Annotated in this window: 13 protein-coding genes; 6 read left to right on the forward strand and 7 right to left on the reverse strand. The window is 67.6% G+C overall.

The features are described 5' to 3' along the window. The first annotated feature begins 1 nt into the window (after nucleotide 1). Nucleotides 2-316 (forward strand): hypothetical protein, encoded by a 315-nt coding sequence (locus tag ACXDF8_RS07735; RefSeq protein WP_457222654.1) that lies wholly within the window; start codon nucleotides 2-4, stop codon nucleotides 314-316. A 67-nt stretch (nucleotides 317-383) separates the two neighbouring features. Here ACXDF8_RS07735 and katG read toward each other — a convergent pair whose 3' ends face one another. Together katG and ACXDF8_RS07745 are read right to left on the reverse strand one after the other, a co-directional pair. After that, entirely contained in the window at nucleotides 384-2,588 is a 2,205-nt protein-coding gene (gene katG / locus ACXDF8_RS07740; protein ID WP_457222655.1) for a catalase/peroxidase HPI, read from the reverse strand. 37 nt (nucleotides 2,589-2,625) lie between these two features. Continuing rightward, on the reverse strand, nucleotides 2,626-3,072 hold the full coding sequence (locus ACXDF8_RS07745; RefSeq protein ID WP_457222656.1) for a Fur family transcriptional regulator: 447 nt from the start codon (nucleotides 3,070-3,072) through the stop codon (nucleotides 2,626-2,628). A gap of 228 nt (nucleotides 3,073-3,300) precedes the next feature. Here ACXDF8_RS07745 and ACXDF8_RS07750 point away from each other — a divergent pair, with 228 nt between their 5' ends. Then, nucleotides 3,301-4,200, forward strand: coding sequence for a mycobacterial-type methylenetetrahydrofolate reductase (locus ACXDF8_RS07750; RefSeq protein WP_457222657.1), 900 nt, complete (start codon nucleotides 3,301-3,303; stop codon nucleotides 4,198-4,200). A 7-nt stretch (nucleotides 4,201-4,207) separates the two neighbouring features. Beyond that, nucleotides 4,208-5,179 carry an enolase C-terminal domain-like protein gene (locus tag ACXDF8_RS07755; RefSeq protein ID WP_457222658.1) on the forward strand — a complete coding sequence of 324 codons (972 nt, stop codon included), beginning with the start codon at nucleotides 4,208-4,210 and terminating at the stop codon, nucleotides 5,177-5,179. 23 nt (nucleotides 5,180-5,202) lie between these two features. Here ACXDF8_RS07755 and ACXDF8_RS07760 read toward each other — a convergent pair whose 3' ends face one another. The 3 genes from ACXDF8_RS07760 to ACXDF8_RS07770 are packed head-to-tail and all read right to left on the reverse strand — an operon-like array spanning nucleotide 5,203 to nucleotide 7,387. Further along, a complete protein-coding gene (locus tag ACXDF8_RS07760; protein ID WP_457222659.1) occupies nucleotides 5,203-5,388 on the reverse strand; it encodes a hypothetical protein in 186 nt (61 codons plus the stop codon). A 2-nt stretch (nucleotides 5,389-5,390) separates the two neighbouring features. Beyond that, nucleotides 5,391-6,371 (reverse strand): MOSC domain-containing protein, encoded by a 981-nt coding sequence (locus ACXDF8_RS07765; RefSeq protein ID WP_457222660.1) that lies wholly within the window; start codon nucleotides 6,369-6,371, stop codon nucleotides 5,391-5,393. Nucleotides 6,372-6,388: 17 nt separating this feature from the next. After that, nucleotides 6,389-7,387: a DUF3533 domain-containing protein gene (locus ACXDF8_RS07770; RefSeq protein WP_457222661.1), complete on the reverse strand. Its 999-nt coding sequence runs from the start codon at nucleotides 7,385-7,387 to the stop codon at nucleotides 6,389-6,391. 220 nt (nucleotides 7,388-7,607) lie between these two features. Between ACXDF8_RS07770 and ACXDF8_RS07775 the strand changes: the two genes are divergently transcribed. Next, entirely contained in the window at nucleotides 7,608-8,534 is a 927-nt protein-coding gene (locus ACXDF8_RS07775; protein WP_457222662.1) for an HpcH/HpaI aldolase/citrate lyase family protein, read from the forward strand. Nucleotides 8,535-8,616: 82 nt separating this feature from the next. Here ACXDF8_RS07775 and ACXDF8_RS07780 read toward each other — a convergent pair whose 3' ends face one another. Continuing rightward, the gene (locus ACXDF8_RS07780; RefSeq protein ID WP_457222663.1) at nucleotides 8,617-11,139 is read right to left on the reverse strand and encodes a glycogen/starch/alpha-glucan phosphorylase; all 2,523 of its coding nucleotides are present in this window, start codon (nucleotides 11,137-11,139) and stop codon (nucleotides 8,617-8,619) included. Nucleotides 11,140-11,397: 258 nt separating this feature from the next. Between ACXDF8_RS07780 and ACXDF8_RS07785 the strand changes: the two genes are divergently transcribed. Both ACXDF8_RS07785 and ACXDF8_RS07790 read left to right on the forward strand, forming a co-directional pair. Beyond that, nucleotides 11,398-12,582 carry an acyl-CoA dehydrogenase family protein gene (locus ACXDF8_RS07785; RefSeq protein WP_457222664.1) on the forward strand — a complete coding sequence of 395 codons (1,185 nt, stop codon included), beginning with the start codon at nucleotides 11,398-11,400 and terminating at the stop codon, nucleotides 12,580-12,582. Between the two features lie 62 nt (nucleotides 12,583-12,644). After that, nucleotides 12,645-12,992, forward strand: coding sequence for a hypothetical protein (locus tag ACXDF8_RS07790; RefSeq protein WP_457222665.1), 348 nt, complete (start codon nucleotides 12,645-12,647; stop codon nucleotides 12,990-12,992). A gap of 1 nt (nucleotide 12,993) precedes the next feature. On the opposite strand, the gene ACXDF8_RS07795 is transcribed toward ACXDF8_RS07790, so the two are convergent. Continuing rightward, a complete protein-coding gene (locus ACXDF8_RS07795; RefSeq protein WP_457222666.1) occupies nucleotides 12,994-14,379 on the reverse strand; it encodes an aspartate aminotransferase family protein in 1,386 nt (461 codons plus the stop codon). Nucleotides 14,380-14,387: the final 8 nt, after the last annotated feature.

Genomic DNA, 14,387 nt, shown 5'->3' on the forward strand with positions numbered 1-14,387 from the left:
GATGAGAAGACGTTCGCCACGAACCTGGGGGGCCGCGGCCGCGGCGGTGCTGGCACTCAGCAGTGTCCCGGCGGCGCTGGTCACCATCGCGCCCAGCGGTGAGGCCAACGCGGACGTGTGTGCCAGCGCTGGGCGCCGCGTCACCGTGAGCGGGTGCGCGGACCTCGGCGAGGTGATGGCGCCGTACGTGCCGCCCCCGGCCTATTACGCCCCGCTACCCGAGGACTACCCGCCGCCACCGCCACCGCCGCCACCACCGGTGACCGGTTGCGTGGGCTGGAACGGCCGCTGGGTCAACGCCGGCGCCTGCAACTAGCCACCGCCCTCAATGACGAAAACCCCGCGGGCTGCAAGCCCGCGGGGTTTCGTCATTCGGTTAGGGATCAGGCCAGGTCGAACCGGTCGTTGTCCATGATCTTCGCCCACGCCGCGGCGAAGTCCTTGACGAACTTCTCCTTGGCGTCGTCCTCGGCGTACACCTCGGCCAGGGCCCGCAGCTGCGAGTTGGAGCCGAAGAGCAGATCGACCCTGCTGGCGGTGTACTTGGTCGCACCGCTGCTGCGGTCCTTGCCGATGTAGGTGCCGTCGTCAGCCGCCGACGGTTCCCACTTGGTGCTCATGTCGAGCAGGTTGACGAAGAAGTCGGTGCTCAGCACACCCGGCTTGTCGGTGAACACACCGTGCTTGGTGCCGCCGAAGTTGGTGCCGAGCACACGCAGCCCGCCGACCAGAACCGTCATCTCCGGACCCGACACACCGAGCAGGTTCGCCCGGTCGATCAGGTGGTACTCCGCGGGCAGGTTCAGGCCCTTGCCCGCGTAGTTGCGGAAACCGTCGGCCTTGGGCTCCAGGTAGGCGAACGACTCGACGTCGGTCTGATCCTGGGTGGCATCGCCACGACCCGAGGTGAAGGGCACCTGGATGTCGAATCCGGCTGCGGCAGCTGCCTTCTCGACACCGACGTTGCCGCCCAGCACGACCAGGTCGGCAAACGACACCGGGAAGCCCGCCGAGGACTGGATGCCCTCCAGTGCGCGGATGACCTGAGCCAGCTCGTCAGGCTCGTTGACCTCCCACCCGAGCTGCGGCTGCAGCCGGATCCTGCCGCCGTTGGCGCCACCGCGCATATCGCTGTCGCGGTAGGACGACGCCGCCTTCCAGGCCGTGGACACCAGCTGAGCCACGGTCAGACCCGAATCGGCGATGGCCGACTTGAGCGAGGCGACCTGGTCGGCCGACAGGGGAGTGCCGGCCGGAACCGGGTCCTGCCAGACCCAGGTCTGCTTGGGAACCTCCGGCCCGAGATAGCGGACGACCGGACCCATGTCGCGGTGCAGCAACTTGAACCACGCCTTGGCGAACTCTTCGGCGAGTTCTTCGGGGTGATCCAGCCAACGGCGGGTGATCTCACCGTAGATCGGGTCGAGCCGCATCGCGAGGTCGGTGGTCAGCATCGACGGGTGGGTCTTGCCGTCACCCTGCGCCATCGGCACCGAGTTGGCCCAGCCGTCGTTCTTCGGCTTCCACTGATTGGCGCCGGCCGGGCTCTTGGTCAGCTCCCACTCGTTGCCGTAGAGGATCTCCAGGAAGCTGTTGTCCCACTTCGTCGGGGTGTGCGTCCAGATGACCTCCAGACCACTGGTGAAGGCCTCGTTTCCGACACCGCTGTTCTGGGTGTTGCGCCAGCCCAGGCCGAGCTCCTCGAGCGGAGCGGCTTCCGGCTCGGGACCGATCAGATCGGGGTTGCCGTTGCCGTGGGTCTTGCCGAAGGTGTGTCCGCCGACGATCAGCGCCGCGGTCTCCACGTCGTTCATCGCCATCCGGCCGAAGGTCTCGCGGATGTCGACCGCCGCGAGCAGCGGGTCCGGATTGGCTTCGGGGCCTTCAGGATTCACATAGATCAGGCCCATCATGGTGGCGCCGAGAGGGTTCTCCAGCTTGGTGCGGTCGCTGCCGGAGTAGCGGTCCTGCGAGCCGAGCCATTCCGCCTCGGCACCCCAGTAGACGTCCTCCTCCGGCTCCCAGTAGTCCGGGCGGCCGAACGCGAAGCCGGCTGTCGAGAAGCCCATGTTCTCCAGCGCCCGATTGCCGGCGAAGACGATGAGATCCGACCACGACAGCTTCTTGCCGTACTTCTTCTTGACCGGCCAGAGCAGGCGGCGCGCCTTGTCCAGGCTGGCGTTGTCGGGCCAGCTGTTCAGCGGCGCGAACCGCTGCATGCCCTTGCCAGCGCCGCCGCGGCCGTCTTGCACGCGGTAGGTGCCCGCGGCATGCCAGGCCATGCGAATGAAGAACGGGCCGTAGTGGCCGAAGTCAGCGGGCCACCAGTCCTGCGAGTCGGTCATGACGGCGTCGACGTCCCGTGCCAGCGCGTCGAAGTCCAGGCTGAGGACCTCAGAACGGTAGTCGTAGCCTCGGTCCATCGGGTTGATGACGTCGGGATCCTTCTGGAGGATCTTCAGATTGACCGCGTTGGGCCACCAATCCCGATTGCTGCCACCCTCGACGGGCGGCTTGATCCGCATCGGGCAACCGCTTTCGGCCGGCTCGGTCTGAGCCTCTCCAATCGGAGGAGTTTCCTCTGGCACTGCTGTTCCTTTCAAGGGGTGGTGATGTGGGCTGCGATCACGGTTGCGATCGCGAAGGCTGTTGAGCCGAACAGTCGGGGCACATCCCCCAGTAGGTCACCTCGGCCTCGTCGAGAACGAAGCCGTCTAACTGGCGATCGTCGTCGGAGGGGGTCAGGCAGGGCGCCGCGCCGACCGCGCAGTCGACGTCGGCGATGGTGCCGCAGCCGCGACAGACCACGTGGTGGTGATTGTCGCCGACCCGCGATTCGTAGCGTGCGACCGATCCGGACGGCTGGATGCGACGGACCAGCCCGGCGGCGGTCAGGGCGTGAAGGACGTCGTAGACCGCTTGCCTGGACACTTCCGGCAACGCCGCGCGGACTGCGCCGAAGATGGTGTCGGTGTCAGCGTGCGGGTGTGCGTTGACCGCTTCGAGCACTGCGACCCGTGGCCGGGTGACCCGCAACTCAGCCCCGCGCAGCTGAGCGGCGAAGTCCGACATGGAGGTCACATTGCGATAGTCGTCCCGTTTCTGGAATGAGTCAAGAGTTTGGCGGAACTGATTCGGTGAACTCCCGGTACTGGGGAGCACGGGGTCGATGTGACGCTGTCGGGGTTCGTCCGCCCGCGGTCGGGCAGTCGGTATGGTGATGCTCTCGGCGGACCGCGTTCAGCGGCCATCATCGGCCCGCGCCCCGGGGGAACCAGTCGTCTCATCAGGAGAAGTTCCGTGCCCCTCAACACCGTCGCACTCGAACTCGTGCCGCCCAACACCGATCGCAGTGCGGACGAGATCCTCGAAGAAGCGCACAAGGTCACCCGACTGTGCGGGGAGACCGGCCTCGAGGGCCGGATCGGCCACGTCATGATCCCGGGAATGATCGACGAGGACGACGACCGCCCCATCGAGATGAAGCCCAAGCTCGACGTGCTCGACTACTGGTTGCGGATTTCCCCGGAGCTGCCCGGCGTGAAAGGCCTGTGCACCCAGGTGACCGCGTTCCTGGACGAACCTGCGCTGCGCGGCCGGCTGACCCGGCTGCTCGACGCGGGGATGGAGGGCATCGCGTTCGTCGGGGTGCCCCGGACGATGGCCGACGGCGAGGGCGCCGGCGTGGCACCCACCGACGCGCTGGACATCTACCACGACCTGGTGCCCAACCGGGGCGCGATCTTGATCCCCACCCGGGTCGGCGAGGCGGGCCGGTTCGGATTCAAGTGCGGCCGGGGCGCCACCTACGGTATGACGCAGCTGCTCTACTCCGACGCCATCGTCGGGTTCCTCGGCGAGTTCGCCCGTGAGACCGACTACCGCCCGGAGATCCTGCTGTCGTTCGGCTTCGTTCCGAAGGTCGAGTCCCGCGTCGGACTGATCAACTGGCTGATCCAGGATCCCGGCAACCCGGCGGTCGACCCCGAGCAGGAGTTCGTGCGCACGCTCGCCGCCAGCGAGCCCGACGTCAAGCGCCGGCTGTTGGTCGACCTGTACAAGCGGGTAGTCGACGGCGTGGGTGACCTCGGTTTCCCGCTGAGCATCCACTTCGAGGCGACCTACGGGATGTCGCGGCCCGCGTTCGACACCTTCGCCGACATGCTGGCCTACTGGTCGCCGCCGCGGCCCGCGTCGTAGCCCGCCCGTGAAAGCCCTGATCGCCTTCGACACCGCGCCGGTTTTCGTCATCCGGCCCCGCGCGGGGTTCGACGGCTTCGGCTGTGCGGGCATGCTCGTCGAGGGCCCGCAAGGCTGGGGCGAATTCAGTCCCGCGCCAACATGTTCCGCGGCCGAGGACCAGCTTTGGCTGACCTCCGCCATCGAGGGCGGAACGGTCGGCTGGCCCGATCCGGTCCGTGGCCGAGTGCCGGTTGCGGTGACGGTGCCCGCGGTAAGCCCGCAGGATGCGCGGGCCGTCACCGTGAGCAGTGGATGCCGGGCGGCCGACGTGCGGGTTGGTGGTGAGCTGTCCGAAGACGAGGCTCGGCTCGAAGCGGTGCGCGACGCGCTGGGTCCGGCCGGTGCGATTCGCGTCGTCGCCGACGGACGCTGGGACGCCGAGGCCGCCGCCGCGGCGATCCCGATTCTCGACCGGGCAGCGGGTGGGCTGGAGTTCGTCGTGCAGCCCTGCGGGCGCGCCGACGAACTCGCGACGGTGCGCCGGCGGGTGGACGTTCGCATCGCCCTGGATGTCGCGGCCGTCGCGACGGACCGCGCCGCCGGCTCGCCGTCGGCGCTATCGGTTAGCGCCGACGTCGTGGTACTCAGCGTCGGGCCGCTCGGTGGAGTGCGGCGCGCGTTGCGTATCGCCGAGCTGTCCGGTTTGCCCTGTGTGGTGTTCTCGGCGCCGCAGACCAGCATTGGATTGGCCGGCGGGCTGGCGCTGGCCGGGGTGTTGCCCGAATTGCCGTTCGCCTGCGGTCTGGGGGTGGCCGCCGCTCTGAGCGCGGACATCGTGTCGGCCGGCCGGTCACTGATCCCGGTCGATGGCTACCTGCCGGTGGCCCCGATGCCGCCGGCGCCGGACCCCGAGCGGCTCGCGCAGTTCAGCGTCGACGACCCCGACCGGGTCGCCTGGTGGCGCCGTCGCCTGCAGACGGCCGCCGAGTCGATCTGAAGGGCCGTAGCGGATAGCTCCGTCTAGCGGCGGGGACGCCACGCCGCGACGGCGAGGCCCAGCCCGACGAGGACAACGAGCGGGCCGAGCACCGACCACGTGGTGGTGTTGCTCATCGGGCTGCCCTGGACGGCGCCGAAACCTTGCAGTGTGAACAGCAGGCCGAACAGTGCGACCAGCACCCCGAGCCCTCCGATGGCGTGACGCATGATCAGTCCTTCTTCCCGGTCGGCATGGCGGCGGAGACGGCCCGCATCACGGCCCGCTTCACCTTGATCGCGCCGGATTCGGCGGTGGCGCCGATCGGCGAGCGGCATAGCGGATCCAGTTGCAGCACATCGCCTTCGGCGATTCGGCCGGGTCTGGTGACGGTGCCGTAGATACCCAGGCAGCGACGCGAGTGCGCGGCGATGGTGCGGGTGATCGCTTTGTCACGCTTGAGTTCAGGCTGCTCGTGGGAAGGCATCACGCAGCGAATGGTGGGGATGAGCGGCTGCAGATCGGCGTGTGGGGCGTGCAGTGTGCCGCCGCACCAGTCCCACTCCGGATGGGCCGAGGAGCCAGAAGCGTCTACGACGACGGTCGGTCGGAATCGGCGGATGTCGAAATCGGAATCCGGTGCCAGGGCAGCCATTGTCGCCAGGCTCTGCTCGGTGATCAGGTGCACCGGGTAGGCGTCGACATAGCTTCCGACCGGGGTGGCGTAGCGGCTGATCTCGGCGAGTTTGCGCACCGGGAACATCGACAGGTCCGGCAGCGGCTCGTCGTCCTCAAGGCCGAAGATGGTGCGTAGGTCGGTCTTGGTCGCCATCGGCCCGCGGTATTCGTCGCGCCGCTCGATCGGCGGCAGCGCCCGCAGCTCCACCCGGCAGTCCAGATACTGCGACAACGCCTCGTGGACCTTGGGATCGGAGCTGCTGACCTCGCTACCGTCGGGGAAGCCGATGACGACCTCCGGGGCGTGGCCCGGTCCGGCGTCCGGCGGTGGGGCCTGCGCGTAGCGGGCGGTGCACCACAGCAGCCCCGGCAACCGCTTGGCGCTGGTGGTCGCATCGGACGCCACGTCGCGTACGGCCCAGGTCCGGTCGGCGTGCAGGCCCAACTCACCGATGCCGGCTTCGGTCAGCCGCTCACCGAGCATCGACTTCACCGGGTACCGCCAGATCGACGTGATTCGGCCGGCGTTGATCATCAACCCAGCCTAGGACCTCAGGCCGCCGGGGAGCGATCCAATGCGCGTGACGACACCACTAGGACCACCAGGCTGACCACCAACCACAACCCGAGAACGACGAAGGGCAGCATTCGCTGGTTCTCCGGGAAGTACGTGGCGGCGTGGATGGCCGATACCGTCGCCCCGCTGGGCAGTGCGTGGTTGAGGAACGCGAAGGGTTGCGGGAGCAGCGAGGCCGACACGGCCCCGCCGGAGGAGGTGTTGCCCAGCAGGATGAACACCACCCAGGTCGGAATGATCGCCCACCGATGGATCAGTACCAGCATGGCCGAATTGAACGACGCGGCCACCGCGATCTGCAGCGACGTTAGGAGCCACAGCTGGGGAAACGGGGTCGTCAACGCGCCGAGGACCGGGCCGGTGACGACCGACAGGGTGGCGCCGCCCACGATGGCGAGGACCGTCACGCAGGCCAGCCAGCGGCTCAGCGAGAGGGTTTTGACATTGGCGCGCAACTGGAACATCGTGATGAAGCCCAGGATCGTGGCGGCGATCACCAGGTAGAACGTCGCCAACCCGGCCGGGTCCGACGGCGGCAGCGGATGCAGGTCGATGATCGGCAGAACAAATTGGCCGGGCTGCGTTTGGTCGAGCTGGGCCAGGGCGCGCGATCCCGACGGGTCGCTGGCGCTGGACAGCAACAGCTGTGGCGGCGCCGAGGTGGCATCGATGACCGCGGTGATGCGCTGGCCGTTGAGGGCGCCGACCGCCGCTTCCCGGGTGGGGTACTGGTGCACGTCGAACTCGCTTGGCCTGCTTTGTACCGCCGCGACGAGCGCCTGGGTGGTGGCCACCGAACCGACCACGCCCACCGGCATGTTGCGCGGGAACGGGCGGCCCAGCGCCACGGTGTACGCGGCGGCGAAACTCGCGGTCATCACGATCGCGATGGCGATGACGGTGGCGGCCTTGCGGATCTCCAACGGGATGCGGGCCAGCAGCGACGGCTGGTCGGTCACGGCAGGACGGGTCACATGTGCTCCTCATCCGATGGCAGCCCAACGTACCTCGCACTCGACCAGGCGGGGAGATCGGACGTGGCGTCGACTGCTGGTCGGCATCGTCAAGATCAACGGTTTGTTCAGCGGAGACCCTGCGCGCAACGACCTGGTTTCGGCCCCGGCCTGCGCCGATGCGACGATGTAGCCGCGCCGCGGCTGCGGTGCCGCGGGACGGAAGGCACCAGGCCAGGCGATGTACGACCAGACCACTTCGGGGTGGGACACCAATCACGATCCGCACGACGTGGGCTTTCGCATCGACCCGGTGCTGGCTCGCAGTTGGCTGCTGGTCAACGGCGCGCACCAGGACAAGTTCGCTCCCGCCGCGCGTTCCCGCGCTGACATCGTCGTGCTCGACATCGAAGATGCCGTCGCGCCCAAGGACAAGGCCGCGGCCCGCGACAACGTCGTGCAGTGGCTGGCCGCGGGCAATTCGGACTGGGTTCGGGTCAACGGGTTCGGCACGCCGTGGTGGGCCGACGACCTGGCCGTGCTGGCGGGGACTTCGGTCGGCGGGGTGATGCTGGCGATGGTCGAGTCCGTCGACCACGTCACCGAGACCGCCAAGCGCCTGCCGAACGTTCCGATCGTCGCCCTGGTGGAGACCGCCAGGGGACTGGAGCGGATCACCGAGATCGCCGCGGCGAAGGGCACCTTCCGGCTGGCGTTCGGGATCGGTGACTTCCGCCGCGACACCGGGTTCGGCGAGAACCCGGCCACCCTTGCCTATGCCCGGTCCCGATTCACGATCGCGGCCAAGGCCGCCCACCTGCCCGGCGCCGTCGACGGCCCGACAGTGGGCTCGAGCGCGCTGAAGCTCAGCGAGGCGACCGCGGTGTCGGCGGAGTTCGGGATGACGGGCAAGATCTGTCTGACGCCCGATCAGTGCCCCACGGTGAATGAAGGTTTGTCACCGTCGCAGGAGGAAATCGCCTGGGCCAAGGAGTTCTTCGCCGAGTTCGAGCGTGACGGCGGGGAGATCCGCAACGGCTCGGACCTGCCCCGCATCGCCCGGGCCAACAAGATTCTCGACCTGGCCCGCGCCTACGGCATCGAAGTCTCGGAGTTCGACGATCAGGCCGTCCACGTGACGGCCCCGTCGGACACCTATCACTATTGACCGACTGTGACTCCCAGGCGCCGGTCGCGACACCCCGGCAGGCGCAGGATCAGCGCGTGACGGCCCGCGACATGTGCCGTGTCTAGAGTTCGACCGGCATCGGGTACACGCCCCAGATGTCGTCGCAGTACTCCTCGATCGCGCGATCCGAGGAAAACTTGCCGCTGCGGGCGGCGTTGAGGATCGACATCCGCGACCAGGTGTCGTCGTCGAGCCAGGCGGAGCTGACCCGGGACTGACAGTCCACATAGGAGCGGTAGTCGGCCAGCACCAGGAACGGGTCGTCGTGAATGAGGTTGTCCACCACCGGCCGCAGCACCTCGGTGTCGCCGTGGGTGAACGTGCCGTCGAGGATCAGCTCGAGCACCTCGGCGAGTTCCTGGTCGCGCTCGATGTAGCTTGCCGGGCGGTACCCGTCGGCTTTGATCCGCTCCACCTCTTCGACCGTCAGCCCGAACAGGAAGAAGTTCTCCGCCCCCGCCTCCTCGCGGATCTCGACGTTGGCGCCGTCGAGGGTGCCGATCGTCAGCGCGCCGTTCATCATGAACTTCATGTTGCCGGTGCCGGACGCCTCCTTGCCCGCGGTGGAGATCTGCTCGGAGAGGTTGGCGGCCGGGTAGATCAGGTGGGCGTTCTGCACGTTGAAGTTCGGCAGGAACACCACCTTCATGAAGCGGTTGACGTCGGGGTCGTTGTTGACCGTGGCGCCGACGGCGGTGATGAGCCGGATGATCCGTTTGGCCATGAAGTAGCCGGGTGCGGCCTTGCCGCCGAAGATGAAGGCGCGCGGCGCGATCGCGAAACCGGGATTGCGCTTGAGGCGGTTGTACAGCGTGATGATGTGCAGCACGTTGAGGTGCTGACGCTTGTACTCGTGGATGCGTTTGACCTGAATGTCGAACATCCAGGTGTGGTCCAGCTCGATTCCGGTCGTGGAGTGGACGAATTCGGCGAGCCGTTTCTTGTTGGCGCGCTTGACTTCTCGCCACCGCTGCCGGAACGCCGGGTCCTCGACGTAGTTCTCGAGTTCGCGTAGCCGGTCGAGGTTGGTCAGCCAGCCGTCGCCGACGGTCTCGTCGAGCAGCCCGCGCAGCCCGGGGTTGGACAGCGCCAGGAACCGGCGCGGAGTGACGCCGTTGGTGATGTTGCCGAAGCGTTCCGGCCACATCTCGTAGAAGTCTTTGAGCACACTGGCTTTGAGCAGTTCGGAATGCAGCGCGGCGACGCCGTTGACGGCGTGGCTGCCGACCGTGGCCAGGTGCGCCATCCGGACGCTCTTGCCGCCGTTCTCACCGATCAGCGACATCCGCCGCAGCCGGTCCTCGTCGTCGGGGAACCGCGAACGCACCTCGTCGAGGAAGCGTTCGTTGATCTCGTAGACGATCTCCAGGTGCCGCGGCAGCGATTCGCCGAAGATACTCAGCGGCCAGGTCTCCAGCGCCTCGGGCAGCAGAGTGTGGTTGGTGTAGGCGAACGTCCCCAGCGTGATGTCCCAGGCCTCGTCCCAGCCCATATGGTGCTCGTCGATCAGCAGGCGCATCAACTCGGCCACCGCGATCGAGGGGTGGGTGTCGTTGAGCTGGATCGCCCACTTCTGCGGCAGCGCCGACAGTGGCAGTCCGGCCCGCTCGGTGTGGATCCGCAGGATGTCCTGCAGCGAGCACGACACGAAGAAGTACTGCTGCTGCAGCCGCAGCCGCTTACCGGCATCAGGTTCGTCGTTGGGGTAGAGGACCTTCGAAACCTTCTCGGCGACCACCTCTTCCTCGACGGCCTTGTAGAAGTCGCCGGTGTTGAAGGCCTCCAGTGCAAAGGATTCGACCGAACGCGCGCTCCACAGGGTGAGCGTGTTGCAGGTGTTGACGCCGTAACCCTGGATAGGGGTGTCGTAGGAGACGCCCTTGATCACCTGCTGGGGAATCCACCGGACTCGCAGGTGGCCGGCGAGATCCTCGTACTGTTCGGTGTGCCCACCCCAGTTGACGATGTAGCTGGCGTCGGGTTTGTCGATCTCCCAAGGGTTTCCGCCGACCAGCCAGTTGTCGGTCTTCTCGACCTGCCAACCGTTCTGGATCTCCTGGTCGAAGATGCCGAACTCGTAGCGGATGCCGTACCCGATCGAAGGCCGTTCCAGGGTGGCCAGCGAATCGAGGTAGCACGCGGCGAGCCGGCCCAGCCCGCCGTTGCCCAGCCCGGGTTCTTCCTCGCAGGCCAGGATCTCATCGAGTTCCTGGCCGAGGTCGGCCAGCGCCTCGCGGGCCTGGGTCTCGATGCCGAGGTTGAGCAGGTTGTTGCCGAGCTGCGGACCCATCAAGAACTCCGCCGAGAAGTAACACGTCACCTTGTTGGACAGATCCAGCCAGTCCTGGGTGGTCGCCATCCAGCGCTGCTGCATCCGATCGCGCACCGCCAGCGCCAGCGCGCGGTAGTAGTGATCGGCCGTCAGTGCCGCCGCGGGCCGCGCTATCGAGTAGGTGAGGTGGTCGCTGATCGCGCGACGCAGCGCGTCCGCCGACAAGCCGGTCCTGCTGTGTTCGTGGGGCCGTACGGCGCCGCCGTCGGGGTCGGCGACGTCACCCGGCGCGGTGTTCACGACATCGGTCATTGCCTTCTCCTGATCCCGGACCGCTTCTCGATCCCTACGAGGACCCGAAGCATGCCACCTCCGTGTTGCGGCAGGGCGAGGCACACGAGTCGCTCCAGTGAACTATGGCTCATCGGAGTGCCGCGCGCTCGCCGAGCAAACTCCCGGCAGCCAACCGGCGCAACGGCGAACCTTGCTCGTACCGGGCGGCCGGGCTATACAGTTTTTCAGAGTTGTTCACTGCCGCGCGCCCACGCCCATACGATCGGAAAGAGGACAATGACGTCGACACTTCACTCGGGGGACCATCTCGTCGGGTTGGCCCGGGGAATGCGGGATCTGGTGGCGGCCCAGGCCGGTGACTCGGAGAAGCTACGAACCCTGTCCCCGGTGGTCGTCGACGAGATGTGGTCCAGCGGCCTGATGTCGGCGTTGAACCCGGCCGACGCCGGTGGTGTCGAGCCGTCTTTCGCCCAGATGATCGAGACCTGGATCGAAATGGCTTGGCAGGACGGCTCGTTCGGCTGGATAGGCATCGCCAACCTGCCGTCGTCGTTCGCCGTGGCCGCCTACTTGCCCGACGAGGGTTTCGCCGAGGTGTTCACCGCCAACGACAACCACGTCACGATGGGCGGGCAGTTCTTCCCCAACGGCCAGGGCGCGGCGGTCGACGGCGGCTACCGGCTGAGCGGATCCTGGAGCTTCGGCTCCGGCACCGGTCACGCCGAGTACGTCTGCGCCGGATTCTTCCCGATGGACGGCACCGAGATGCGCTGGGCCGCCGAAGGCATGCCCGAGATGCGGGTCGCGGTGATCCCGCGCGCACAGATCGACTTCAAGGACGGTTGGCATGTCCAGGGGCTCAAGGCGACCGGCTCCTATGACTACGCCGTCACCGACGTGTTCGTCCCCGAGAGCCGCACCTTCGGTCTGTTCGCCCGCGTGCCGCACCGGGGTGCCTCACCGGCCACCCGGATGGGGCTGATGCCGGTGACGGCAGCCGGGCATGCGTCGTGGGCCCTGGGGGTCGCCAAGAGCATGCTCGACGACCTCCAGGAGCTGGCCGCCACGAAGTACCGGATGAGCGACATGGCGTCCCTGGCCAGTCGTCCCACGTTCCAGAAAGACCTCGCCCACCACGTCGCCGCCTGGCGCGCCGCGCGCTTGCTGGTGCTCGACGCGTTCGGCACCGCCGAGGCCGCCGTCGCGGCCGGCGATGACCTCACCCCGGCGCTGCGCGCCGACATGCGAGTCGCCGCCGTCTACGCCACCGACGTCGCCCGCGCCGCGGCCGAATGGGCCCACCTGGCGGCGGGCACCACGTCGATCCGGGAGGGCAGCCGCCTCGAACGCGCCTTCCGCGATATCTACACCGGCACCCAGCACGCGTTCATCAGTGAGAAGGTGGCCATGGACGTCGCGCAGATCTGGCTGGGCATCATCGACGACCAACCCGGTCTGTGACCTCCTCGAGCCTGAGCATTCCGCAGGCGGCGGCAACGACTCGCAACTAGGGTCAGACAGTTATGACAGCCTGGCCGGATCCGGTGTTACCGGGTGATCGGTCGGCCAGCCGCCGCGAGGTCAAGAGACTGAGCCGCAGGTTCGCCGGGGTCGGTGTCGGTATCCCGCCGGAGCGGCTACACCAGATCGTGGCAGGCGGCTCGGCCACCGACGACGAACTCGTCGACATCACGTTCGCCCTGACAGCAACACAACTGCTCACCGAACAGCGCCGCACCAAACATGGTCGCGCTCAACGCCGTTGCGTGCACGGCCTGATCGTCTTCGCCGCCATGCTGATAGCGATCAACGTGCTGCTGTGCCTGGGCTTGGCTCTGTTCGTCCTTACCCAGCACACCAGCCCGTACTGAGTCAGCCGGTCACATACCCGTCGGCGACGGTGAGCGCCTTGTCCAGCACGGCCAGGCCCTCGGCCACCTCGGCGTCGGTGATGTTGCACGCCGGCACCGCATGAATCCGGTTGAAGTTGGCGAACGGCAACAACCCCCCGGATTTGCAGGCGGCGAGCACGTCGTTCATCGCTGGGCTGGAGCCGCCGTAGGCGGCCAGTGGTTCGCGGGTCTGCCGGTTGGCCACCAGCTCGACGGCCCAGAACACGCCGAGCCCGCGCACCTCGCCCACCGAGGGGTGCCGGGAAGCCAGCTCGTGAAGTCCGGGGCCGAGCACCTTCTCGCCGATGCGGGCGGCGTTGGCGACCATGCCTTCGTCTTCCATGGCGTTGATCGTCGCCACCGCGGCCGCGGCGGCCAGCGGATGCCCGGAGTAGGTGAGGCCGCCGGGGTAGGCGCGGTCGGCGAACGTCGCCGCGATCGCGTCGTTGATTGCGACACCGCCCATCGGCACGTATCCGGAGGTGACACCCTTGGCGAAGGTCATCAAGTCCGGGACGACGTCGAAGTGGTCGATGGCGAACCACTTGCCGGTCCGGCCGAAGCCGGCCATCACCTCGTCGGCGATGAACACGATGCCGTGCCGGTCGCAGATCTCCCGCACACCGGCCATGTAGCCGGGCGGCGGCACCATGATGCCGGCGGTGCCGGGCACGGACTCGAGAATGATCGCGGCGATTGTCGCCGGGCCCTCGTGGGCGATCAGGCGCTCCAGGTAGTCCAGGGCGCGCTCGGACTCCTGCTGCTCATTCTCGGCGAAGAACGACGAGCGGTACAGGAACGGGCCATTGAAATGCACGACACCGGAGCTGCCGTAGTCGTTCGGGTAGCGGCGCGGATCACCGGTGAGGTTGATCGCGGTGTCGGTGCCGCCGTGGTAGGAGCGGTACCGCGACAACACCTTGCGGCGGCCGGTGTGCAACCGCGCCATCCGCACCGCGTGTTCGACGGCGTCGGCGCCACCATTGGTGAAGAACACCCGGTTCAGGTCACCGGGGGTTCGCTCGGCGATCAGCCGGGCGGCCTCCGACCGGGCGGCGTTGGCGTGTTGCGGCGCGATCGTGCACAGCTTGGCCGCCTGCTCGGCGATGGCGGCGACGACCTTCGGATGCTGGTGGCCGATGTTGGTGAAGACCAGCTGGGAGGAAAAGTCGAGCAGCTTGTTGCCGTCGCCATCCCAGACGTAGGAGCCCTCCGACGCGACCACCGTCATCGGTTTGATCTGGGCCTGGGCCGACCAAGAGTGAAACACATGCTGGCGGTCGAGGTCATAGGCCCGGGCGGCTTCCGCGCGGGCGGTGTCGATGTCCTGGCCGCTGGGCAGGATCTGGGACTGGGTAGCGGTCATGTGAGTGC

It is taken from the genome of Mycolicibacterium sp. CBM1 (assembly GCF_054073305.1).